The sequence below is a fragment of the Pantoea sp. ICBG 985 genome, from assembly GCF_002928365.1.
Classification (GTDB): domain Bacteria; phylum Pseudomonadota; class Gammaproteobacteria; order Enterobacterales; family Enterobacteriaceae; genus Pantoea; species Pantoea dispersa.
This window is the reverse complement of sequence record NZ_POWM01000003.1, coordinates 461159-481555: the sequence shown is the minus strand read 5'-3', so window position 1 is coordinate 481555 and position 20397 is coordinate 461159. Positions and strand designations below refer to the sequence as shown.

Here is a 20397-nt window from a genome sequence, read left to right as displayed (position 1 = left end):
AGCGCTAATATCAGCACCATAAAGTGTTAATATACTTCACCTGTTTTCATTATCTAAGTCCGGATATCTCACCATGCCATTTCAGATCCTGTCAAACACCGCTGCCAGCATCACCGATTTAAAGCGTGATCCCATGGGAACAGTGCGTTCAGCGGAAGGGGAAACCATTGCTATCTTAAACCGCAACGAGCCCGCTTTTTACTGCGTTCCACCGGCTGTTTACCAATATCTGATGGAATTAGCAGAAGATGCAGAACTGGGTCGTATCGCTGATGAACGCATTTCTGAATTAGCGGATGCGAAAGAGATTTCGCTGGATGACTTATAAATTAAAGTTCGTTCCTTCCGCTGAAAAGGAGTGGAAGAAACTGGGTCATCCGGTGCGTGAGCAGTTTAAGAAAAAGCTGGTACAACGGCTGGAAAATCCCCGTGTCCCCTCAGCACAACTTCACGGACGAAAAGATCAGTACAAAATAAAACTACGTGCTTCAGGCTATCGCCTGGTGTACCTGGTGCAGGATGAAACCATCACTGTCATGGTATTAGGTGTGGGTAAACGCGAAGGCAGTCAGGTCTATGCGGATACGGAATACAGATTGCCTGAGTAATCTGTTGATAGCAAAGCCGGCGATTTCAGCCTGAAATCGCCGGCCATGGCTGGGCAATTACCAGCGAGTCGCCAGCATATCAATGACGAAACGGTACTTCACCTCGCCCTTCAGCATACGCGCGAAGGCCGTTTCGATCTCTTCACCGGCGATCAGCTCAATATCTGCCGTGATGTTATGCTCGCCGCAGAAATCCAGCATCTCCTGAGTCTCTTCAATGCTACCGATGGATGAACCGCTGATGCTCAGACGGCGAAACACCAGCGGCGTGACGTTCGGCGACTGATGCGGTTGGTCAGGAATGCCGACCAGCACCAGACGGCCATTGGTCTTCAGCGTCGCGAGGTAAGGATCGAGATCGTGCGGTGCCGCCACGCAGTCAATGATGAAATCAAGCGAGGTCTGGCATGCCGCCATCTGCGCGACATCACGCGACACCACCACGCGCGTCGCACCAAGACGACGTGCGTCAGCGCCTTTTTCCGGTGAGGTAGTAAACAGGGTTACCTCGGCGCCCAATGCGCTGGCCAGTTTTACCGCCATGTGGCCCAAACCACCCAGCCCCACCACCCCGACGTTATCGCCGGCTTTGACGCCAAAATGGCGCAGCGGTGACCACACCGTTACGCCCGCACACAGCAGCGGTGCCACGCCCGCCAGCGCCAGATTGTGCGGAATCGACACGACGAAATGCTGATCGACCACCACATTCTGCGCGTAGCCGCCCCAGGTGCTGTCGCCGGTGTATTTATCGATGCCGTTGTAAGTGGCGGTGAAGCCCGCTTCGCAGTACTGCTCTTCCTGCTGCTGGCAGAAGTGGCAGGCACGGCAGGAATCCACCATCACGCCCACACCGACCACATCACCGGCTTTGAAGCGCGTAACCTGAGTTCCGGTCTCCAGCACGCGTCCAACGATCTCGTGGCCCGGCACCAGCGGATAACGACTGACCGCCCACTCATTGCGTGCCATGTGCAAATCGGAATGGCATACGCCGCAGTAAAGAATTTCAATTTTTACGTCCTGCAGCTGCAGCGGACGCAAAGTAATCTGGCCGGCAGCGAGCGGTTGCGCTGCATCCTGTGCCACCAGTGCGTTAATTTTCATGATGCCTTCCTCAAATTCTGATGTGGGCTGAATGAAGGCGGCAGACTATAATCAACGCGGTGCAGAATTGATAGTAGTCACCATTTGGTGACCATAAAGGAGAGTGCGATGCCAGCCTGGGTTGATGGCAAACTGGTTTTCTATGCGGATTCGCCACCGCGCCGTCTGATGGATCTGTTTTCGGTGAAATGGAGCACGATGGTGCTGCACGCGTTGTATCACTGGCCGGGACAGCGCGCCCGTACCGGTGAACTGCAGCGTAGCCTGCAGGGGATTTCGAAAAAAATGCTGTTTCAGACACTGAAAGAGCTGGAGCAGCGCGGCTTAATTGCACGTCAGGTCTACGAAGTGATTCCACCGAAAGTGGATTACCGGCTGACCGCGCTGGGGATGACCTTCGCCCGGCCAATTGAGCAGATGTATCAGTGGGGATTAGAAAACCAGGCGGCACTGGATGAGATGGAAGCTAACCTTCGCGCAGCAGGCGGCACGCCGGCGGAAAACGCCCGCCCTGCAGCGTCATCCGCCAGTGAATAACCACGCGCGGGTCGCATACTGTTCGTCGCGGCGCGATTTATCCCACACTAAATAGCGCCGCGGTTCGTGGATCGATCCGGTGACCGTTAACCAAACGGCGTTTCGCGTGCCAGCAGGCGGGCGATGACGTTGAGAGCGCCCTCGTCGTTATTACTTTCCGTCCGATAACGCGCGACGGCTGCCACCGGTGCAGCGGCGTTGGCCATGGCAAAGCTGTAACAGGCCTGGCGCAGCATTTCGATGTCGTTGGCGCTGTCGCCAATCGCCAGCACTTCACAATCATCAATGCCCCACTTCTCCTGCAGCAGCGCGATGCCGTGCGCCTTATGACAGCCGGGAATGATTAAATCGACAAAGCCAAATCCGCTTGAGACCGGATGCATGATGTTTTCAATCGCGTTCAGTTCGCTGTGCAGACGTGCCAGCAGCGCCTCGACACCTTCGTGTGCCAGATTCAGCGAAAACTTGAAAATGGTATCGTCGATATCGTACAGGCTGTCGCGCTTCTCCAGCCGGCGATAGTGATTGGCCAGCATGGCGACCACCTCATCCGGCATTGACTTGTGCACATAGGCTCCGTTGCGACCGCACACCACGGTGCTGATCTCCGGTTCTTTGGCGAGAATATCCAGCACCTGATGAACACGTTCCGGCGCCAGTTCACCGCAGAAAATTTCTTCGTTGCTGTCGGATACCCAGGCACCGTTTTCAGCCACGAAGGCGATCTCATCTTTGATAGCGGGAAAATAGTGCTGCAACTGATAATACTGATTGCCGCTGGCGACCACGAAACGGATGCCTTTCTCCTTCAGCAGCGCGTACTGGCGCGCAAAACGCTGCGCGTTGTACTGCTTATTGTCATCGAGAAATGTCCCATCCATATCCACCGCAATCATTTTTACTGCCATCATGCTCTCCCGTCTCTGTGTGCCGTCAATCCATCCGGCTTTACCAAGGTTTTATCAAGCTTACTCGCGGTGTGGATTAATGAGAATGTGAATAATGAGTTTGTTAACCGCTTTCAGAGATTTCCAGCCCATTTTTTACTGCAATTCGGCCCCTTTTTCTCTGATCCAGGCACAGAACATGTCTGCCATATCGCGCGCATAAGCCTGAATTTCTGCTGCGCTGCGCGGCGATTCGGAAAAATGCTTGCCGACGTCACCCAGCGTACTGTTGATTAAATCCGCCGCCCGCGCCACCTCAGCCGCGTCCCGCTGCGGCAGCAGCTGTTGCAGAAATTCGCACATCACATTCTCGCCATTGGCGCGCGCGGCCTGCACTTCCGGCGCATCCCGGTAAAGCGGCGCGGCATCATTCAGTGCGGTGCGCATCGCCGCCTCTTCACACTCCGAGTGCAGGAACGCCCAGGTCAGCTGATGCAAGCGCTGACGCGGCGTGGATGCGCTGTCGCGCAGAATCGAACCCAGCAGATCGCCGGTTCGCTGCCACTCTTCGCTCTGCAGACGGAAAAGGATAGCGGCCTTGTTGGGGAAATACTGGTACAGCGATCCAATACTGACGCCTGCCCGTTCGGCCACGCGAGCAGTGGTAAAGCGCGTGGCACCTTCCTGCTCCAGAACCTGAGTCGCCGCCTGCAAAATGGCTGCTACCAGCTCACTGGATCGCGCCTGCTGCGGCTTTTTTCTTTCAGAAATCTTAGCGTTACGTTGTGCGGCCATCGTCTGCTCCTGAACGCGAATAGTTAAATGCGAGTAATTCATCGTATTCTGTTCCTGACGCAAAATCCATCTTCTGATGCAGGAACCCCGATGATGAACACCCTGACTTCCGCGCCGCTGGCACCGCTGCTTAACTATCTGTTTGAGCTGGCGGATAACATGGCGCATCCCACTAATGAAGCGTTTCGCGTGATGTCCGATGAGGAGCAAACGCGTCTGCTGCAGAGCAAAATCGATTACCGCGAACTTTACGGTCATTTAAAAGATGTGCCGCTGGCGGTCTCGCGGGAAACCGGCAAACTGCTGTACATGCTGGCACGCAGCAGCCGGGCGCAGCATATCGTTGAGTTTGGCACTTCGTTTGGTCTCTCCACCCTGCACCTGGCGGCGGCGGTGCGCGATAACGGCGGCGGCCGCATCATCACCAGCGAGTTTGAACCGGGCAAAGTGGCGCTGGCGCGCAATCATTTTGCCGATGCTGGCGTCAGTGACCTGATTGAAATTCGCGTGGGCGATGCGCTGGACACGCTCAGTCAGGACCTGCCAGCCAGCGTTGATATGCTGGTGCTGGATGGCGCGAAGGCGATCTATCCGGAGATCTTGCAGCTGGTGCAGCCCTGGTTGCGTCCGGGGGCCCTGATTGTGGCAGATGATGCCGATTTCAGCCCGGAGTATCTGGAAATGGTGCACGGCAGCCGCCTCTATACCTCGCTGCCGTTTGCTGATGGCGTCGAAGTTTCAATGTGGCTGGGATCGCCACATAAAGGCGCTTAACAGCGTCACGTTTATGTTATATCGTTACAATCCCGTGCTCTGATTGAGGTTGCTGCGATGAAGGTTACCGTTCCACTGTTAGTGATTGCTTTTGCTTCGGCGAAAGCGGGGGCATTTCAGGCGAAAATCGATCCGTTAAAGCTGGCGCTGAAACCGGCTAACGCACTTGCCAGCACCGATCAGGCGCAGCCGCTGGCGATTGCCGAAGCGCATGCGCGCCTGGCGGCGGCGGTGAGCGGCTGTCAGTGTCCGTTCTGCACCCAGATGCGGCTGGTGAATACCGGGTTATGATGATAGGTTCGTCGCCGCACAGCCCGCTGCGCGGCGACGCTTCAGTCAAACCATGGCTGAAACGGATCAGGCAACTGTGCCCAGCCGTCTGGCCCCAGCGCCATCTCCTCATCGGTCAGTAACGCATGGTGCAGCTGCTGACGCAGCGCAGTTTCATCCATATCGATCCCGATGATCACTATCTCCTGCCGCGCATCCCCCGTGTCTTCATGCCAGTTTTCGCGGATGTAATGCAGCGTGTCTGCGTCCTGCGGCCAGCGATCTTCAGGCACGCAGGCCCACCACATCCCGGCCAGCCCCTGCCGCGTGACGCCGCCGGCCTGCGACCAGGATCCGGCGTGACGCGGGCGGGTTGCCAGCCAGAAATACCCTTTCGACCGCACCACGCCCTGCATGTGCTGCGTAATCACCTGATAAAAACGCTGCGGATGGAAGGGACGACGTGCGCGGAAAACAAAGCTGCGGATGCCGTACTCTTCAGTTTCAGGCGTGTGCTCGCCGCGCAACTCTTTCAGCCAGCCGGGGGCCTGTGCCGCAGCATCGAAGTCAAACAGGCCGGTATTCAGCACCTGATCAAGCGCCACCTGACCAAACTGCGCGCGAATAATCCGCGCACGGGGATTGAGCGAGTGCAGAATCGCGGTCAACCGTGCCTGCTCCGCCGCATCAATCAGGTCGGTTTTGTTGAGAATCAGCACATCGCAAAATTCAATCTGATCGATCAGCAAATCGACCACCGTGCGCTCATCCTCCTCGCCGAGCGATTCGCCGCGCGAGCGGACACTTTCACTGGAATCATAGTCACGCAGGAAATTGTAGCCATCCACCACGGTCACCATGGTATCCAGCGCCGCCACGGTGGACAGGCTTTGCCCCTCTTCATCGGCAAACGTGAAGGTTTCCGCCACCGGCAACGGCTCAGAGATGCCGGTCGATTCAATCACCAGATGATCAAAACGCCCCTCTTTAGCCAGCCGGTTGACTTCCAGCAGTAAATCTTCGCGCAGCGTGCAGCAGATGCAGCCGTTGCTCATTTCCACCAGCTTCTCGTCGGTACGTGACAACGCCGCCCCGCCCTCACGCACCAGCGCGGCATCAATATTCACTTCCGACATATCGTTGACGATCACCGCCACGCGGCGGCCTTCGCGGTTGTTGAGAATATGGTTAAGCAAAGTGGTTTTTCCGGCACCGAGAAAGCCAGAGAGTACGGTGACCGGCAGCCGCCTGAAGCCGCCGTTTGTGGATAAAGCTGACATAATCACTCCTGAATAATGACATCACGCGCACCTGAAAGGGTGCTGATATTGATATGTTATAACATCACAATATGCAGTGTCATGATCGTCGTGCACTTTTTGTGGGGTTTTGCTTTGGGCAGGATGGGAACAGCGGGCCGGGCGCCCGCTGCGGGCAATTACTGGTTGTCCGGATAGCTCAGTTCGATGGCATCGTCCGGCAGTTGAGTGAAGGTCTTTACGAGGGTATGGAAATCAGCCACCGGTTTGAGATCGGCAAACTGCTGCGGATAGAGATCCTTCGCGAGGATTTCCATGCCGATAATGTTGTACGGGTGATTGTAGAAGTGATGATACACCCCATACACGCGCCCCTGCTTCACCGGCGCGATTTGCGCCAGACCGGTACGCTGCAATAACGTCTGAAACGTGGCACGTACTTCCTGCGGCTGCACGCCGTAACCAAACGGCAGCACATTGCTGTTTGGCCGCTTTGAACCGGTCATGATGTAAACATCCGGTTTCATGGCGATGATTTTTTCCAGCGCGACAAAGCCGGCATTGCCTGGCAGCAGTGCCGAACCAATATTTTTGCCGCCGACCGCTTCTACCAGCCCACCCCAGCCATTATGGCTGTGGGTAAAGCAGCAGTTATCGCTGTTACCGGCAATGGGTTCGATAAATACCGTGGGTTTGTTTTTGACCTTCGCAACGGCTTGCGTGATGCGGTCGAAGCGCTGCTGGTAAAAATCGGTGTAGGCTTTGGCTTCGCTTTCGCGGTTCAGCACTTTGCCCAGCAGCGTGACGCTCGGGGCGGTGTTTTGTGCCGGATGCAGTTCATAATCGACGAACAGCACCGGGATGTGCAGGTTGTTCAGCGTGCTCAGCACGCCGGATTGTTCCAGCGCCGGCTTAGCGCGCAGCTGCGCAATCATCAGATCCGGTTTCTGCGCCAGCACGCTTTCCAGATTAACCTGGCCTTGATCGCTGAAGCCCATATCGACAATTTTTGTCGCTTCAGGCCAGCGGCGCTTCAGCATATCCCAGGTTTGCGTATCCTGCTTTTTCGGCAGATTGTTCCAGGCCACAACGCGTTTAAACGGATCGTCGCGATCGAGTAGCGCCAGCGTCAACACATCGCGCCCATCCTGCAGAATGATGTGCTGCGGTTCTTTGCTGATTGTTTGCGTGTGACCATCCATGTCGGTGACGGTGAGCGGATAGTCAGTCGCGCAGGCTGCGGTTGAGACCAGAATCCCCATTGCCAGTAACAGGCGCGTTTTCATGCCAAAACTCCGTGGTAAAAGAAATAGTTATTATTATCAATTACCTTAACACAACCTTAATCACGGCAAAATAAACCCGACGGCACGCGGTTGTAAGCGAATAATACGGCGCCGGGAGCCCGCCGCATTACGCTGTGGCGAAGCAACGGCTCAGGTGAAATCAGACAATTTCTGCCCGGACGCGATCAGTTCCTGCAGCAGCATCTGTCGGCGTTCCGCCGGAGTATCACGGCTGACCATAAAGCAGATTGCCGCAACCGCCTGGCCGCTGCGCGAGCGAATCGGTGCAGCCATACAGCAGGTAAAGCTTTCGGACAGACCTTCGGTCATGCAGTAGCCCAGCTGGCCGGCACGGTGAATCTCTTCGAGGAAGGTCTGCTTGTCGAGAATCTGACCGCTGGCCAGCCGATAATCCTCCTCCGGAATCAGGTCGAGAATGGCGCTGTCCGACCAGTTACTCAGCAGTAAACGACCGGTCGCCGTCCAGGTGATCGGCACGCGCACACCGATATCAGAGGTGATTTTAAACGGATGGGCGTTACTCTCCGACAGCACCACGGTGTATTTGTTACCTTCCAGCATACACAGCTGCACGGTTTCGCCATGACGCGCCACGATCTCAACCATAAGCTGATGTGCACGACGGATCAGATCGTTGTGGGCCATGTAATCCGCACCGTAATAGTGCATTTCACGACCGAAAAACACGGCACCTTCCGCATCAAGCTCAACCAGACCCGCTTCACTCAGCAAACTGACCAGCTCATAAATACTGGAGCGCGGTGCACCGGTCGCTTCGATTAAATCCCGCATCGCCATAGGCTGACGCGCGATATGCAGCTGGCGAAAAATATCAATAACCCGGTCAACACCGCGTGCCCGGGACGTTTTTTCATCCGGCATACGCTCACTCCCCTGTCGTTATGGTGCTACTCATCTGCGTTTAAAAAGAGCTGCATGATACACCCGGCAAACGAAATTACCCATCCCCGCAATAATAAAAATCTTTCCGGCGACTTTATTTATCATGCGCTATTTTCGGGCCCCATTGTGGCGCATAAAAAAGATGGGACTCGCTGTTAAATTCGATAGCGGTCACATTTCCATTCAAAAAAATCACGCACTGGATTTTATTTTGCGATCGCACCAGCACGGCAAAAAATTAATTGCCGATTGCCATATTGCAAAAAAGCAACAGCTGTGCAAATCTCGTCCTATCCGGTATTGCAGATAGCAGTCTGGTATATCAGACAGAAACGGTAGTGTGCAAAGGAGCAGAAAGACATGACGATCAAACGTTATGGCATTGAGGGCGGTACCGGTACCGGTGGGCAAAAATTGCCGTTCGCCCGCGCCGTGGAGGCCGATGGCTGGCTGTATATCTCAGGCCAGACGCCGATGCGCGACGGCGAAGTGGTAGAGGGCGGCATCATCGAACAGACACAGTTAGCGTTCGACAACTGCCTCACCATCATGCGCGAAGCGGGTTATCGCGTGGAGGATGTGGTCCATGTGACGGCGGTGTTGACCGACGCGCGTTATTTCAGTTCTTTCAACAAAGTATTCAGTGAGATATTCAGTGGTCATCCACCGGCGCGTATTTGTAGCGTGCAGGATTTAGTGGTCGACTGCAAAGTCGAAGTGGACATGAAATGTTTCCGCGCCGACCGTAAATAAGTAATACCGTTCAACCAGGCTGCGATGTTCATTTTCTTCGCCAACACCAGGCCAGCCTGATATTAATTAATACATTTGCTTTTTCAAAAAAATAACCCGAAACAGGCGGTGCTGCCGCTGCGCTGGCGATCGTCTATTAAACGGGTGATGCGGAATAACGCCGTCTCGTCAAACATTTAAAGAGAGCATAAAGATGAATGCAACATCGCTGAAATTAAGTGCCAAAACCGTGGCCGGTGCGCTGGTCTTGCTGGCGATAGCAGGCTGTACGCCCACCGAAGAGAAAAAAGAGGCTGGCGCTGCGCCACAGTCGGCGCTGCAAACCGTACTGCAGCGCGGCACATTGCGCGTCGGTGACTGCCTGAGCTTCGCACCGTTCGGTTTTTATGACAAAGACGGCAACCCGGATGGTTACGACGTTGACCTGGCGAAAGCGCTGGCCAAAGAGATGGGCGTGAAGCTGGAAATGGTCAACACCACCAGCGCCAACCGCATCCCTAATCTGCAAACCAACAAAGTCGATGTGGTGTTTTGTAACTTCACCCGCAATCTGGAACGTGCCAAAGAGATTGGCTTCACCCATCCGTACGTAGTAGCCAGTGAGGCAATGCTGGTGCGCAAAAACAGCGGCATTCAGTCTGCGCATGACATGGCCGGCAAAACCATTGCCACGGTGAAAGGCTCGACCAATGGCGACGAAGTGCGCAACCTCGGCATCGACGTGAAAATTCAGGAGTACGACTCATCCCAGGCGGCGATTCTGGCCGTCAAACAGGGTCAGGCCGATGCGATGATCGAGGATAACAACTTCCTCGCTTACCAGGCGAAGCTCGATCCGTCACTGGCCGTGACCAACGAAGCGCTGGTCCCACTGGAGTACAACGCCTTTGGGGTGAAACAGGGCGACCAGGTATGGACCAATTACCTCAACGAATTCCTGTTTGAAATCAACGCATCCGGTGAGAACGCCCAGCTGTATGAGAAATGGTTCGGCAGCAAACCGCGTTATCCGCTGAATCCGCAATACTGATTGTCCGCCCACGGCGCAGTCGCACAGGCTGCGCCGCCTGAAGGAGTCATACCATGAGTTATCAATGGCTAACCCTGTGGCGTTACGCCGACACCTTTCTGGAGGCCGCGTGGCTCACGCTGCAGGTTACCCTGCTGGCGTTCGCGCTGGCGGTGGCGCTCGGTCTGCTGGCCGCGCTGGCGAAATCTTCACCGCTGGCGCCGCTGCGCTGGATCAGCCACTGTTATGTTGAATTCATCCGCAATACGCCGGTGCTGCTGCAAATTTTTATCATCTTTTTTGGCCTGCCGTCGCTCGGTATCACCATGAGCGCTTTTACCGCCGGGGTGCTGGCACTGGGGATTAACGTGGGTGCCTATTTGTCGGAAACCTTCCGCGCTGGTATTCAGTCCGTGGCGAAGGGCCAGCTGGAAGCGGCGTATATCCTCGGCATTCCGCGCCACCAGATTTTCCTCAGCGTGGTGCTGCCGCAGGCGGCTCGCGCCGTCTGGCCGGCGATCATCAATAACCTGATTCAGCTGCTACTCGGTACGTCGCTGCTCTCGGCGATCGCACTGCCGGAGCTGACCGGCACCGCCACGGTGATCAACGCGCGCACCCTGCTTTATATCCAGACCTTCAGCGTCGTTGCCCTGGTGTATCTGGTGCTGAGTAACCTGTTTTCATGGCTTGGCACCGTGGCCGGACGCCGGCTGTTCCACCCGCCGCTGGTGACGCCGGTAAAAAAGTCCGGCTGGCGGTGGGCAAAAAAATGGCTGATTAATCCAGTGAAACGGGAGAATGCGTTATGAGCGAACTTATCATTAGCTCGCTGCCAATTCTGCTGAAAGGGCTGGTCATCACCTTACTGCTGTCCATCGCCGCTATCGCCGGCAGCACCCTGCTCGGTTTACTGGCCGCGGTGCTTCGCACCAGCCGTCTGCCGATCGCCAGAGAGATTGCCGTGCTGTACACCGAGCTGTTTCGCGGCACGCCGGTGCTGATCACCTTGATGTTCATTTACTTCGGCGTGGCCTATTTTGGCTATGAAATCAATCTGTTCGCCGCCGGCATTCTGGGCCTGAGCATTTATCAGGGCGCTTACATTGCTGAAGTGTTCCGGGCCGGCATTGAAGCCGTGCCGAAAGGGCAGTGGGAAGTGTCGTGGATCCTCGGATTATCAAAACGCCAGACGTTTCTCAGCGTAGTGCTGCCACAAACGCGCGGCATCGTGCTGCCGCCGCTGGTGGGTCAGTATCTTTCGCTAATCAAAGATACGTCGATTGTCAGCATGATCGGCATGTCGGAGCTGATGCACCAGGGGCAGGCGATTGTTGATCGCATTGGCCAGCCGGTGGTGGTTTACGGCCTGGTCGCCCTGCTCTACTTCGCTGTCTGCTTTCCGCTTTCCCGTTGGGTTCAACATCATCAAACCAGGAGCCAGTTATCATGAGCAAATCCGCCATTACGCTGAGCCGTATTACCAAATCCTTTGGCGCAACTCAGGTACTGAAAGAGATCAGCCTGGACGTGTCGCCGGGCGAAGTGCTGGTGCTGATTGGCGCCTCCGGCTCGGGAAAAAGTACCGTGCTGCGCATTATGAGTGGTCTGGAAACCGCCGACGGCGGCGAAATCTGGGTTAATGAAGTACCGCTGCACGACCGTAAACGCAGCAGCGAAATTTGCGGCCACGTCGGCATGGTGTTTCAGCAGTTCAACCTGTTCCCGCATAAAACCGCACTCGGCAACGTGACGCTGGCGCTGATCAAAGCACAGAAGCTGTCCGAAGCGGAAGCGAACAAACGCGGCATGGCGGCGCTGACGCGCGTTGGCCTGGCGGAGCGCGCGCATCACTATCCGGCTCAGCTGTCCGGCGGGCAGCAACAGCGTGTGGCGATTGCCCGCGCGCTGGCGGTCGAGCCGAAAATCATGTTCTTTGATGAGGCCACCTCCGCGCTCGATCCCGAACTGGTTGGTGAAGTGATGGAAGTGATGCGCAGTCTGGCACGGGAAGGCATGACCATGGTGGTGGTGACGCATGAGATGGGCTTTGCGCGTAAAACCGCCGATCGCGTGGTGTTTATGGACCAGGGGGTGATCGCCGAACAGGGTTCGCCGGAGCAGATTTTTGTTAATCCGCAGAATCCGCGTACCCAGCAGTTTTTGTCGCGCGTGCTTGAACACTAACAGGAGGCAGAATGTCGATTCACTTCCCTTTGCAGGCCGATGGTGCGCTGGATGCGCTGCAGCCTGCGCCGAGGTTTAAATCGGTGGCCGGAACGGGCAATCAGCCGCTGGCTAACGGTACGCCGGTGTTTAACAGCCCTGAAGTTTTCTCACCGCTGATGCTGATGAAACAATCGGCGCTGGAGAATAACCTGCGGCAACTGGCGGCGTTCTGCCAGGAAAACGGCGTGATGCTGGCTGCGCACGGCAAAACCTCGATGTCGCCGGCGATTCTGCGCCGTGCCGTCAGTGAAGGCGGCGCCTGGGGCCTGAGCGCAGCGACGCCGGCCCAGGTACGCGCACTGCGCCAGTTTGGCATCCGCAACGTGTTTCTCGCCAATGAACTGGTGGATCCCGCCGGGATCCGCTGGATTGGCCAGTGGCAACAGCAGCATCCCGACCACGGCTTTCTCTGTTATGTGGATTCGCTGCAGGGCGTAAAACTGCTTGAGCAGCATCTCGGCGGCGCGCAGATTGCCGTACTGCTGGAGATGTCGGTCAGCGGCGGCCGCACCGGCTGTCGCTCGCCGCAGGCCGCGCTGGAAATCGCCCAGGCAATCCATGACAGCCGCTCGCTGCAGCTGGTGGGTGTGGCCGGTTATGAAGGTGCGCTGGGTGCCGGACGCGATGCCGCAGGCGTGCAGCGCGTGAAAGATTACTGCGAGATGATGATCGCGACCGCCGCGCTGCTGGCTGAACATCAGCTGTTTGCCAGCGGAGAAATTATTCTCAGCGCCGGCGGTGGCGCGTGGTTCGATGTGGTCGCGGCCTGCTTCAGCGCGGCACAGTTGCCGCTTCCGGTCACGCCGCTGATTCGATCCGGTGCGTACATGGCACACGACAGCGGCTTGTATGCACGCATTGCCCCTTTTGCGCAGCCGGGTGCAACGCACCATTTCAGCGCCGCACTGGAGATCTGGGGCCGCGTGTTATCGCGTCCGGAGCCGGGGCTGGCCTTTGTCGATTTCGGCCGGCGCGATGTACCGTTCGATCAGGATCTGCCCAATCCGCTGTGGATTCGTCAGGCGGACGGCAGCGCACCGCGCGCGGCTACGCATTTGCGCATCACCGACGTCAACGATCAGCACGCTTATTTGCAGTTACCGGCGGACGATCCGCTGCAACCGGGCGACTGGATTGGCTGCGGCATTTCCCATCCCTGTACCGCATTTGACAAGTGGCGTTATCTACCGTTGGTGGATGATGACTATTGCGTCACCGATTCACTGGAAACAGCGTTCTGACGCTTTTTCAGCCACAAAAAAGGCTGCCAGTGCTGGCAGCCAGTTCTGGCACATCCCTGTGCGACCATGCGGGTCGGCGTTGTGCCTTCAATGAACACATAATAACACAGCTTATAATTAGCAGGCTAGTTATTTGTTGCCAGCGCCAGCTTCACCGCGTCCTGCGCATGGATTAATGTGGTATCGAACAGCGGCACCGCCGCATCCTCCGCTTTTACCAGCAGCGTGATTTCGGTACAGCCAAGGATAATAGCTTCAGCCCCTTGTGCCACCAGCTGAGCGATGATGTCACGGTACTGCGCGCGTGATTCTTCACGGATCACGCCAAGGCACAGCTCCTGATAAATAATGTCGTGCACCGTTTTACGTCCGGCGGCGTCTGGTACCAGCACCTCGATGTCATATTGCTGCTCAAGGCGGCCTTTATAGAATTCCTGCTCCATGGTGAACGCGGTCGCCAGCAGACCGACGCGTTTCACGCCGGCCTGACGAATGCGTTGTGCCGTGGCGTCAGCGATATGCAGCAGCGGAATGCGGGTGGCCGTGGTGATCTGATCGGCGACTTTGTGCATGGTGTTGGTGCACAGCACAATGAAATCCGCCCCGCCCTTCTCCAGGCTACGGGCGGCTTCGGCCAGGATTTCACCGGCCTGCTGCCATTCACCGGCGACCTGCAATTTCTCAATCTGCTGAAAATCGACGCTGTACATCAGGCTGCGCGCCGAGTGCAGTCCGCCCAGCTGTTGCTTTACCTGTTCATTGATGATGCGGTAATAGAGCGCGGTGGATTCCCAGCTCATGCCGCCAATCAGGCCAATCATTTTCATTAGTTACCGTTCCCCACGGAAATTAGCTCGTCTGGCACTGTACGGTATTCAATGAAGGCATGAAAGCGTCGCGACGCTGAACCGCATCGCAGGCACAAAAAAGCCCGGGATAACCCGGGCTAAGCACGTTAACGGAGAAAGGGATTGTTATTATTTGTACAGCTCAGCAGTCATGTCCACGCCGTTGTCTGCGCGGGCGCTGGTAATTTTGTAGCTGTCCGCACCACTCGCTTTAGCCTGAGCGGCAACCTGGGCTTCCGCGCTATCCAGGGTGCTGCCGTGAACGGAGATGCTTTCAGCGGCGAAGCTACCGAAAGAGATCATAGAAAGAGCAGCAACAGCAGCGATGGTCAGAGTTTTTACGTTTTTCATGGTCATATTCCTTCAATGTTTGGGTCAGAGCTGAATGCTCTGCATGGGAGTTATAGTAACCATTGTTATTATTACCGACCTAACAAAAAGTGCGATCTTAATCACGCTATGTGCGGTTTTGCTCTGCCAGCGGCTGCGGCCAGCGCGCGCCAGGAAAGAGCGACAAACGGATATTGAACAGATGAAACAGCGGCGCAAACAGCGCATTTTCCTGCTGCGCCGCCGCCTCCAGCCGTAGCAGCAACACATCAAGCTCATGCAGCAGCGCCGGCGATGGCGTGCTGTCCAGCGTTTTCAGCCGCTGCTTAAGAAACTGGCTCAGCTCGTGAAACATCGCCGCGCTTTCTATCTGGTTCGCCAGCAGCAGGTGCCGATGACGGGTGTAATAGTCATAGCAGTTAGCACCGAGCCAGGCCTCCGCAATCAGGTTACCGCCCGCCACCAGATCCGGTGCCGGATCGACACGTTTACGCGGCAGAATCACGTTTACCCTGTCCAGCGTGCGTGCGACAAATTGCTGTCGCGCCGTCAGCGTGGCGGTGTTCATGCGCAGCGCGGTAATAAACTGCAGCAGATCGCGAATGCCTTTACGCAGCGCACGCGTGGCCGTCCACGCCGGGCGTTTGTTGCGAATCAGCAGCGTCAGCACCAGCGCAACGGCAATGCCCACCAGCGTGGAGATCATGGCATTCACTATAAGCTGCAAATCGGGTTTGAAATGGTGGCTCATGCCGATCAAACCGGGGATCTGCGTGGCGACGATGAGACCGATCAGGTTGGTGGACGGATTGGCAATCACCAGCCCTAAAGCAAACAATCCCGGCGCGAGGCAAATCACCAGCGCTTCAAACGTCACCGCCTGCGGGATCAGCAGCGTGACGTAAATCAGGCTGATCGCCATGGAGATCAGTACGCCCTTCAGAAACAGCTTCATCGGCGCGATGGGGCTATCCAGCCCGGCGAAGAACGAACATAGCACCGCCGCCATCATCGGCGCGGTTGAACCATCACGCCAGCCGCTGCCGATCCAGAACAGGCCGCTGGCAAAGGTGGCGATGAAGGCAGTAAAGCACGACAGCAACAGCAGACCTTTATCGACATGTTTGTGCGCGCGGGACGCCTTGCCCGGTTTCACCGCTGGCGTCCAGTCACTGACGCGCTCGCTGACGCTGTGGTAAGCATCGGCAATACGGACAAAATTGAGTAACCGTTCCAGCAGGCCGATGAGCAAAATGCTCTCTTCACTGTTAAGCCGCCCTGCGCGCCAGGCCTGCTGCAGCTGCTCCTGAGCGCCGGTGAGGCGATCGCGCACCGGCTGTTGCGCGTCGCCGTTCAGCCATTGTAAAAATTGCTGAAAGGCCGTCGCGACATAATCGGGAAAGCGGATCTGCTGCTGTGCCAGCAGATTCAGACGCGATTCAATGGCGGTGAGCGTCGGGATCAGGTACGACAAATGCTGATACTGCACGCTGACCAGCCGCACCAGCCGCCGCGCGGCATCCCCTTCATAGACGCAGTGGGTGATCAGCGTTTCGACGTTAAGCGGATAGTTGGCCATCTGCACCAGAATATCCTCGCGCTCCAGCGATTTTGCCGCAGGCATCGCCGTCATCAGCTCGCTACACAATTTACGCGCGTTCTGATACCACAGCCCGACGCTCTGTTCGAGCAGATGGCGCATCGAAACCGGGAAGATCAGCCGATGCACCAGGCTGCTGCAGACAATCGCCACGGTGATTTCCTCAATGCGGGAAATCACCGTATAGGTAATGGCGCCGGGCGAGGTCACATCGGGAAAGCCCATAATGGCGGCGCTGTAGCCGGCCAGCATAAAGACGTAACTTTTTGGCGTGCGGTCGTGCAGCGAGAGATACAGGCAGACGGCAACCCAGAGTGAAATACACAGGCTGAACAGCATCGGCGACTGGACCGTAGCCGGATAGATCAACAGAGTAAACAGCCCGCCCAGCACGGTGCCAAAAAAGCGAAACACCGATTTGGACACCGTCGAAGCGGAATAAAGCTGCGAGGCAACATACACGGTGGTCAGTGACCAGGCGGGTTTGTCCAGGTTAAGTTCCAGCGCAAGATAAAATGCCAGAAAGGCGGCCAGACAGGTTTTGGCAGAGAACAGTACGGCGCTTCGGGAAAACCACTTCATAGAACAGGAGAAACCTATAGCAGGCAACGTTATCGCTTATCCTGACAGAAGCCTGCGGCGAAGACATTTTGATTTGTTATACAAATTATTACCGTGCTAATTATCCGGTTCTCTATGCAACTTGCCCATTACAGTGAATACTGATGCAGGCTGGAATTAGAGTTATAAGCGATATTAAAAAGTTATTTATTGGTTATATAACAACTTTGCCAGGATGGAGGAAAAACCACGAGAGACGTCCCATGAAAGCACAACGTTTTGCCCTGAGCGCACTGGCACTCAGCTTCGGCCTGCTCGCCACGCACGCCTTCGCCGCCAACCCGGAAACCGTCACCATCGGCTATCAGAAAGCCAACATTTTTGCACTGCTGAAATATCGCGGCACGCTGGATGAGACCTTCAAAAAAGAGGGTATTGCGGTGCGCTGGGTGGAATTCCCCGCCGGCCCGCAAATGCTGGAGGGGCTCAACGTGGGCAGTATCGATCTGGCCGCCACCGGCGATGCGCCACCCGCCTTCGCGCAGGCGGCAAAAGCCGATCTGATTTATCTCGGACATTCACCCGCCAACCCTAAAACCGAAGCCATTGTGGTGCCGAAAGACTCACCCATCAAAAGCGTGGCCGATCTCAAAGGCAAACGCGTTGGCCTGAACAAGGGTTCAGACGTCAATTATCTGCTGGTGAAAGCGCTGGAAGATGGCGGGCTGAACTATAAAGATGTCACGCCGGTTTACCTGCCGCCGGCCGATGCGCGCGCCGCCTTCCAGAAGGGCGCAATCGATGCCTGGGTGATCTGGGATCCCTACCTGGCTGAGGTCGAAGCCAACGCCGGCGCGCGTGAAGTGCGCAACGCCGAAGGTCTGGTGCCGCACTACACCTTCTATCTTGCCAGCCGCCCGTTTGCCGAAAACCACCCGCAAACGGCTAAGCAGGTGATTGACGAGTTGAGCAAGCTGAGCGACTGGGCCAATCAGCATCAGGATGAAGCCGCCGCGATTCTGGCGAAATCCACCGGCCTCGATAAATCTATCTGGCAGACCACGCTGCAACGCCTGCCTTATGGCGCGTCACGCATGTCACCGCAGGTGTTTGCGGAACAGCAGGCGTTGGCGGACACCTTCACCCGCGTCGGCCTGCTGCCGGTGAAGGTTGATGTGCGCAGCGCGACCTGGTCGCTGGATAAGAAATAACCTCTTTAAGTTCTGGCGATTTGGCGCCCTGACCTGAAGCGGAGTAAGCCTGTTTTCCACGGCCGGACGGTAAGTTACCGCATCCTGCGGGAAAACGTATCGCCCTCCGCTTTTACGTCGATAAATCTTCACGAAAGTTCTTACATTGCCATATCCGAACGTTAACGGCTTATGTTAAGCATCATCCGACGGATTTCTGTATGTCCGCTTCTGGCATCAGGCTGGCATTAGCTTCCGCCAATAAGATGCTTACAAATCTTGTGTGCATCCCAGTTAGGTTGGGGAACTTGTTTAAATTCGCTGAACACCTGTGCTGGGGCGGTATTCACGCTAATGGGGTAACCTGCTGGAACTTCACGAACACCATAGTTCACCGCAAAGTAGTAACGCTTACCCGGCTGAGAAATGATAGGGATCCACTGCACACCAGTGTAGGTTGTAGACGTGGTCATAGTCACTACAGGATCTTTGGCATTGTAAATCTGCTGTATAGCAATTAGTTTGCCCGGTGGTACTTTTTGCACTATGAGTTTCTTACTCATATCCCACATATTAGGGCTTAGTTGAAAGCGCTCTATGCGATCATAGCATTCGCCTTTTTTCTCGTAGAACAAGATATAAAGCATCCCACTTTGCTCTTCCCTCTGTTGTATCACCACAGTGGCAGCATCTTTACCGCTATACGATTTGTAATTTAACGGCAGCAATGCAGAACAGCCTGAGAGCAAGAATGTTGAGGTCAAGACTGCTAAAGTAAGTTTGATATTCACCGCTCACATCCTGTTGATTTTATACTTATAAGCCAAAGGTATTAACGGCAGCCTCTTTGAAAACTTGATTTATGTTACAGGAAGCAGGCTGCGTACAGGTTCCATCTTTTCTCCATTAAGTCCCCTAATGGCTACCTGGCCACCTTCAGTTACATCACGCTGAGCGTCGGCCAGCCCATGTCAGTTTTCATCAGGATAAAAAAAACCGGGCAATCGCCCGGTTTTGTTTTTACAGATATCACCTGAGGCTTAAGCTGCAGCAAACTGTTTCTGTACGGCCAGGGCTGTGCGGCGGAAGGCCACGCCTTTTTCATCAAACAGATGTGCGTGCTGTGGCGGGATCATCAGCCCAACGTCATCACCCAGGCTCAGCTCCAGCTCTTCCGCATGTTTAACCAGAACAGGATCGAAGCCTTCTACCGCAATGTAAAAGTAGGCGGCTTCCCCCAGATGCTCGATGTGCTGGATCTGACCTGTAAAATGCGCCTCAGACTTATTGCACAGACGCAGATGCTCAGGACGAATGCCTACTTTCACCTTCTCACCGGACTGCGCCACGGCAGTATTGACCTCAACATCAATGACCTCTCCTGCATGACCCAGCCGGACTTTGCTGCTCTGCGCGCTGCTATTGATCAACTCTGCAGGAAGGAAGTTCATTTTGGGTGAGCCGATAAAGCCGGCGACAAACGCATTGACCGGGTGGTGATAGAGTTCAAGCGGATGACCCACCTGCGCAATTGAACCTTCATTGAGCATGGCCGCGCCACTGTTCAGCAGCACAATCTTATCGGCAAGCGTCATGGCTTCAACCTGATCGTGCGTGACGTAAATCATCGTATTGCCAAGTTTATGGTGCAGCCTGGCGATTTCCACACGGGTAGCTACACGCAGCGACGCGTCCAGATTCGACAACGGTTCGTCAAACAGGAACACCTCCGGGTTACGCACAATCGCGCGCCCGATGGCCACGCGCTGACGCTGCCCACCGGAGAGCGCTTTCGGAAGACGCTGGAGTAACGGCTCAAGCTGCAGAATTTTGGCCGCATTCAGCACGCGAGACTCAATCTCCGCCTTTTCGGTTTTAGCGAGCTTTAGGTTAAACGCCATGTTGTCGTAAATAGTCATGTGCGGATAAAGCGCGTAGCTCTGGAATACCATCGCTACACCGCGATCGGCGGGTGCCAGCTTATTGACGACCCTATCGCCGATGCGAATTTCACCCGAGGAGATGGTCTCCAGCCCGGCGATCATACGCAGCAGCGTGGACTTACCGCAGCCTGATGGCCCGATAAACACGCAAAACTCGCCGTGTTTAATTTCAAGATCGACCTGATTGATAACCTGCGTATCGTGAAAGCGCTTAAACACATTGCTCAGACGTATACCTGACATAAT

General features: G+C 55.7%; 23 protein-coding genes. 12 read left to right on the top strand and 11 right to left on the bottom strand.

Annotation, left to right across the window (positions count from 1 at the left end):
* The first annotated feature begins 73 nt into the window (after positions 1-73).
* Positions 74-328 carry a type II toxin-antitoxin system Phd/YefM family antitoxin gene (locus C1Y42_RS11740; RefSeq protein ID WP_058758675.1) on the top strand — a complete coding sequence of 85 codons (255 nt, stop codon included), beginning with the start codon at positions 74-76 and terminating at the stop codon, positions 326-328.
* A complete protein-coding gene (locus C1Y42_RS11735) occupies positions 318-608 on the top strand; it encodes a type II toxin-antitoxin system RelE/ParE family toxin (protein WP_058758676.1) in 291 nt (96 codons plus the stop codon). Before C1Y42_RS11740 ends, C1Y42_RS11735 begins: the two co-directional genes overlap by 11 nt.
* A gap of 57 nt (positions 609-665) precedes the next feature.
* On the opposite strand, the gene C1Y42_RS11730 is transcribed toward C1Y42_RS11735, so the two are convergent.
* Positions 666-1715 (bottom strand): NAD(P)-dependent alcohol dehydrogenase, encoded by a 1050-nt coding sequence (locus C1Y42_RS11730; RefSeq protein ID WP_104093518.1) that lies wholly within the window; start codon positions 1713-1715, stop codon positions 666-668.
* Positions 1716-1823: 108 nt separating this feature from the next.
* On the opposite strand from C1Y42_RS11730, the gene C1Y42_RS11725 reads away from it, so the two are divergent.
* Positions 1824-2252 carry a helix-turn-helix domain-containing protein gene (locus tag C1Y42_RS11725; RefSeq protein WP_058770471.1) on the top strand — a complete coding sequence of 143 codons (429 nt, stop codon included), beginning with the start codon at positions 1824-1826 and terminating at the stop codon, positions 2250-2252.
* Positions 2253-2338: 86 nt separating this feature from the next.
* On the opposite strand, the gene C1Y42_RS11720 is transcribed toward C1Y42_RS11725, so the two are convergent.
* Together C1Y42_RS11720 and C1Y42_RS11715 are read right to left on the bottom strand one after the other, a co-directional pair.
* Positions 2339-3160 carry a Cof-type HAD-IIB family hydrolase gene (locus C1Y42_RS11720; RefSeq protein WP_021508741.1) on the bottom strand — a complete coding sequence of 274 codons (822 nt, stop codon included), beginning with the start codon at positions 3158-3160 and terminating at the stop codon, positions 2339-2341.
* A gap of 135 nt (positions 3161-3295) precedes the next feature.
* Positions 3296-3934, bottom strand: coding sequence for a TetR family transcriptional regulator (locus C1Y42_RS11715; protein ID WP_058775568.1), 639 nt, complete (start codon positions 3932-3934; stop codon positions 3296-3298).
* Between the two features lie 93 nt (positions 3935-4027).
* On the opposite strand from C1Y42_RS11715, the gene C1Y42_RS11710 reads away from it, so the two are divergent.
* Both C1Y42_RS11710 and C1Y42_RS11705 read left to right on the top strand, forming a co-directional pair.
* Positions 4028-4708: an O-methyltransferase gene (locus tag C1Y42_RS11710; protein ID WP_104093638.1), complete on the top strand. Its 681-nt coding sequence runs from the start codon at positions 4028-4030 to the stop codon at positions 4706-4708.
* Positions 4709-4765: 57 nt separating this feature from the next.
* Positions 4766-4999 (top strand): hypothetical protein, encoded by a 234-nt coding sequence (locus tag C1Y42_RS11705; protein ID WP_058775550.1) that lies wholly within the window; start codon positions 4766-4768, stop codon positions 4997-4999.
* A 41-nt stretch (positions 5000-5040) separates the two neighbouring features.
* On the opposite strand, the gene zigA is transcribed toward C1Y42_RS11705, so the two are convergent.
* The 3 genes from zigA to C1Y42_RS11690 all read right to left on the bottom strand — a co-directional run bounded on the left by zigA (position 5041) and on the right by C1Y42_RS11690 (position 8426).
* Positions 5041-6258, bottom strand: coding sequence for a zinc metallochaperone GTPase ZigA (gene zigA, locus C1Y42_RS11700; RefSeq protein ID WP_104093517.1), 1218 nt, complete (start codon positions 6256-6258; stop codon positions 5041-5043).
* Positions 6259-6416: 158 nt separating this feature from the next.
* Positions 6417-7523: an ABC transporter substrate-binding protein gene (locus C1Y42_RS11695; protein WP_104093516.1), complete on the bottom strand. Its 1107-nt coding sequence runs from the start codon at positions 7521-7523 to the stop codon at positions 6417-6419.
* 150 nt (positions 7524-7673) lie between these two features.
* Positions 7674-8426, bottom strand: a complete 753-nt coding sequence (locus tag C1Y42_RS11690) for an IclR family transcriptional regulator (protein WP_010615761.1) — start codon at positions 8424-8426, stop codon at positions 7674-7676.
* Positions 8427-8807: 381 nt separating this feature from the next.
* Here C1Y42_RS11690 and C1Y42_RS11685 point away from each other — a divergent pair, with 381 nt between their 5' ends.
* The 6 genes from C1Y42_RS11685 to C1Y42_RS11660 all read left to right on the top strand — a co-directional run bounded on the left by C1Y42_RS11685 (position 8808) and on the right by C1Y42_RS11660 (position 13679).
* The gene (locus C1Y42_RS11685) at positions 8808-9200 is read left to right on the top strand and encodes a RidA family protein (RefSeq protein WP_021508748.1); all 393 of its coding nucleotides are present in this window, start codon (positions 8808-8810) and stop codon (positions 9198-9200) included.
* Between the two features lie 193 nt (positions 9201-9393).
* The gene (locus C1Y42_RS11680; RefSeq protein ID WP_021508749.1) at positions 9394-10230 is read left to right on the top strand and encodes a transporter substrate-binding domain-containing protein; all 837 of its coding nucleotides are present in this window, start codon (positions 9394-9396) and stop codon (positions 10228-10230) included.
* A gap of 53 nt (positions 10231-10283) precedes the next feature.
* Positions 10284-11021 (top strand): amino acid ABC transporter permease, encoded by a 738-nt coding sequence (locus C1Y42_RS11675; RefSeq protein ID WP_021508750.1) that lies wholly within the window; start codon positions 10284-10286, stop codon positions 11019-11021.
* Positions 11018-11662 (top strand): amino acid ABC transporter permease, encoded by a 645-nt coding sequence (locus tag C1Y42_RS11670; protein WP_021508751.1) that lies wholly within the window; start codon positions 11018-11020, stop codon positions 11660-11662. Before C1Y42_RS11675 ends, C1Y42_RS11670 begins: the two co-directional genes overlap by 4 nt.
* Positions 11659-12396 carry an amino acid ABC transporter ATP-binding protein gene (locus tag C1Y42_RS11665; RefSeq protein WP_021508752.1) on the top strand — a complete coding sequence of 246 codons (738 nt, stop codon included), beginning with the start codon at positions 11659-11661 and terminating at the stop codon, positions 12394-12396. The genes C1Y42_RS11670 and C1Y42_RS11665 overlap by 4 nt, the downstream gene beginning before the upstream one ends.
* 11 nt (positions 12397-12407) lie before the next feature.
* Positions 12408-13679, top strand: coding sequence for an alanine racemase (locus C1Y42_RS11660; RefSeq protein ID WP_104093515.1), 1272 nt, complete (start codon positions 12408-12410; stop codon positions 13677-13679).
* A 125-nt stretch (positions 13680-13804) separates the two neighbouring features.
* On the opposite strand, the gene C1Y42_RS11655 is transcribed toward C1Y42_RS11660, so the two are convergent.
* The 3 genes from C1Y42_RS11655 to C1Y42_RS11645 form a co-directional block, all read right to left on the bottom strand.
* A complete protein-coding gene (locus C1Y42_RS11655) occupies positions 13805-14506 on the bottom strand; it encodes an aspartate/glutamate racemase family protein (RefSeq protein ID WP_104093514.1) in 702 nt (233 codons plus the stop codon).
* A 150-nt stretch (positions 14507-14656) separates the two neighbouring features.
* Positions 14657-14878: a YdgH/BhsA/McbA-like domain containing protein gene (locus tag C1Y42_RS11650; RefSeq protein WP_010615756.1), complete on the bottom strand. Its 222-nt coding sequence runs from the start codon at positions 14876-14878 to the stop codon at positions 14657-14659.
* Between the two features lie 106 nt (positions 14879-14984).
* Positions 14985-17039 carry an FUSC family protein gene (locus tag C1Y42_RS11645; RefSeq protein WP_104093513.1) on the bottom strand — a complete coding sequence of 685 codons (2055 nt, stop codon included), beginning with the start codon at positions 17037-17039 and terminating at the stop codon, positions 14985-14987.
* Positions 17040-17281: 242 nt separating this feature from the next.
* On the opposite strand from C1Y42_RS11645, the gene C1Y42_RS11640 reads away from it, so the two are divergent.
* Positions 17282-18229 (top strand): sulfonate ABC transporter substrate-binding protein, encoded by a 948-nt coding sequence (locus C1Y42_RS11640; protein ID WP_104093512.1) that lies wholly within the window; start codon positions 17282-17284, stop codon positions 18227-18229.
* A gap of 227 nt (positions 18230-18456) precedes the next feature.
* Here C1Y42_RS11640 and C1Y42_RS11635 read toward each other — a convergent pair whose 3' ends face one another.
* Both C1Y42_RS11635 and C1Y42_RS11625 read right to left on the bottom strand, forming a co-directional pair.
* A complete protein-coding gene (locus C1Y42_RS11635) occupies positions 18457-18999 on the bottom strand; it encodes a hypothetical protein (protein WP_233210711.1) in 543 nt (180 codons plus the stop codon).
* Between the two features lie 249 nt (positions 19000-19248).
* Positions 19249-20394, bottom strand: a complete 1146-nt coding sequence (locus C1Y42_RS11625) for an ABC transporter ATP-binding protein (RefSeq protein ID WP_104093511.1) — start codon at positions 20392-20394, stop codon at positions 19249-19251.
* Positions 20395-20397 lie beyond the last annotated feature (3 nt).

Coding starts and splice junctions, on each gene's coding strand:
- C1Y42_RS11740 (WP_058758675.1), top strand. CDS start 74: ATGCCATTTCAGATCCTGTCAAACACCGCTGCCAGCATCACCGATTTA.
- C1Y42_RS11735 (WP_058758676.1), top strand. CDS start 318: ATGACTTATAAATTAAAGTTCGTTCCTTCCGCTGAAAAGGAGTGGAAG.
- C1Y42_RS11730 (WP_104093518.1), bottom strand. CDS start 1,715: ATGAAAATTAACGCACTGGTGGCACAGGATGCAGCGCAACCGCTCGCT.
- C1Y42_RS11725 (WP_058770471.1), top strand. CDS start 1,824: ATGCCAGCCTGGGTTGATGGCAAACTGGTTTTCTATGCGGATTCGCCA.
- C1Y42_RS11720 (WP_021508741.1), bottom strand. CDS start 3,160: ATGGCAGTAAAAATGATTGCGGTGGATATGGATGGGACATTTCTCGAT.
- C1Y42_RS11715 (WP_058775568.1), bottom strand. CDS start 3,934: ATGGCCGCACAACGTAACGCTAAGATTTCTGAAAGAAAAAAGCCGCAG.
- C1Y42_RS11710 (WP_104093638.1), top strand. CDS start 4,028: ATGAACACCCTGACTTCCGCGCCGCTGGCACCGCTGCTTAACTATCTG.
- C1Y42_RS11705 (WP_058775550.1), top strand. CDS start 4,766: ATGAAGGTTACCGTTCCACTGTTAGTGATTGCTTTTGCTTCGGCGAAA.
- zigA (WP_104093517.1), bottom strand. CDS start 6,258: ATGTCAGCTTTATCCACAAACGGCGGCTTCAGGCGGCTGCCGGTCACC.
- C1Y42_RS11695 (WP_104093516.1), bottom strand. CDS start 7,523: ATGAAAACGCGCCTGTTACTGGCAATGGGGATTCTGGTCTCAACCGCA.
- C1Y42_RS11690 (WP_010615761.1), bottom strand. CDS start 8,426: ATGCCGGATGAAAAAACGTCCCGGGCACGCGGTGTTGACCGGGTTATT.
- C1Y42_RS11685 (WP_021508748.1), top strand. CDS start 8,808: ATGACGATCAAACGTTATGGCATTGAGGGCGGTACCGGTACCGGTGGG.
- C1Y42_RS11680 (WP_021508749.1), top strand. CDS start 9,394: ATGAATGCAACATCGCTGAAATTAAGTGCCAAAACCGTGGCCGGTGCG.
- C1Y42_RS11675 (WP_021508750.1), top strand. CDS start 10,284: ATGAGTTATCAATGGCTAACCCTGTGGCGTTACGCCGACACCTTTCTG.
- C1Y42_RS11670 (WP_021508751.1), top strand. CDS start 11,018: ATGAGCGAACTTATCATTAGCTCGCTGCCAATTCTGCTGAAAGGGCTG.
- C1Y42_RS11665 (WP_021508752.1), top strand. CDS start 11,659: ATGAGCAAATCCGCCATTACGCTGAGCCGTATTACCAAATCCTTTGGC.
- C1Y42_RS11660 (WP_104093515.1), top strand. CDS start 12,408: ATGTCGATTCACTTCCCTTTGCAGGCCGATGGTGCGCTGGATGCGCTG.
- C1Y42_RS11655 (WP_104093514.1), bottom strand. CDS start 14,506: ATGAAAATGATTGGCCTGATTGGCGGCATGAGCTGGGAATCCACCGCG.
- C1Y42_RS11650 (WP_010615756.1), bottom strand. CDS start 14,878: ATGAAAAACGTAAAAACTCTGACCATCGCTGCTGTTGCTGCTCTTTCT.
- C1Y42_RS11645 (WP_104093513.1), bottom strand. CDS start 17,039: ATGAAGTGGTTTTCCCGAAGCGCCGTACTGTTCTCTGCCAAAACCTGT.
- C1Y42_RS11640 (WP_104093512.1), top strand. CDS start 17,282: ATGAAAGCACAACGTTTTGCCCTGAGCGCACTGGCACTCAGCTTCGGC.
- C1Y42_RS11625 (WP_104093511.1), bottom strand. CDS start 20,394: ATGTCAGGTATACGTCTGAGCAATGTGTTTAAGCGCTTTCACGATACG.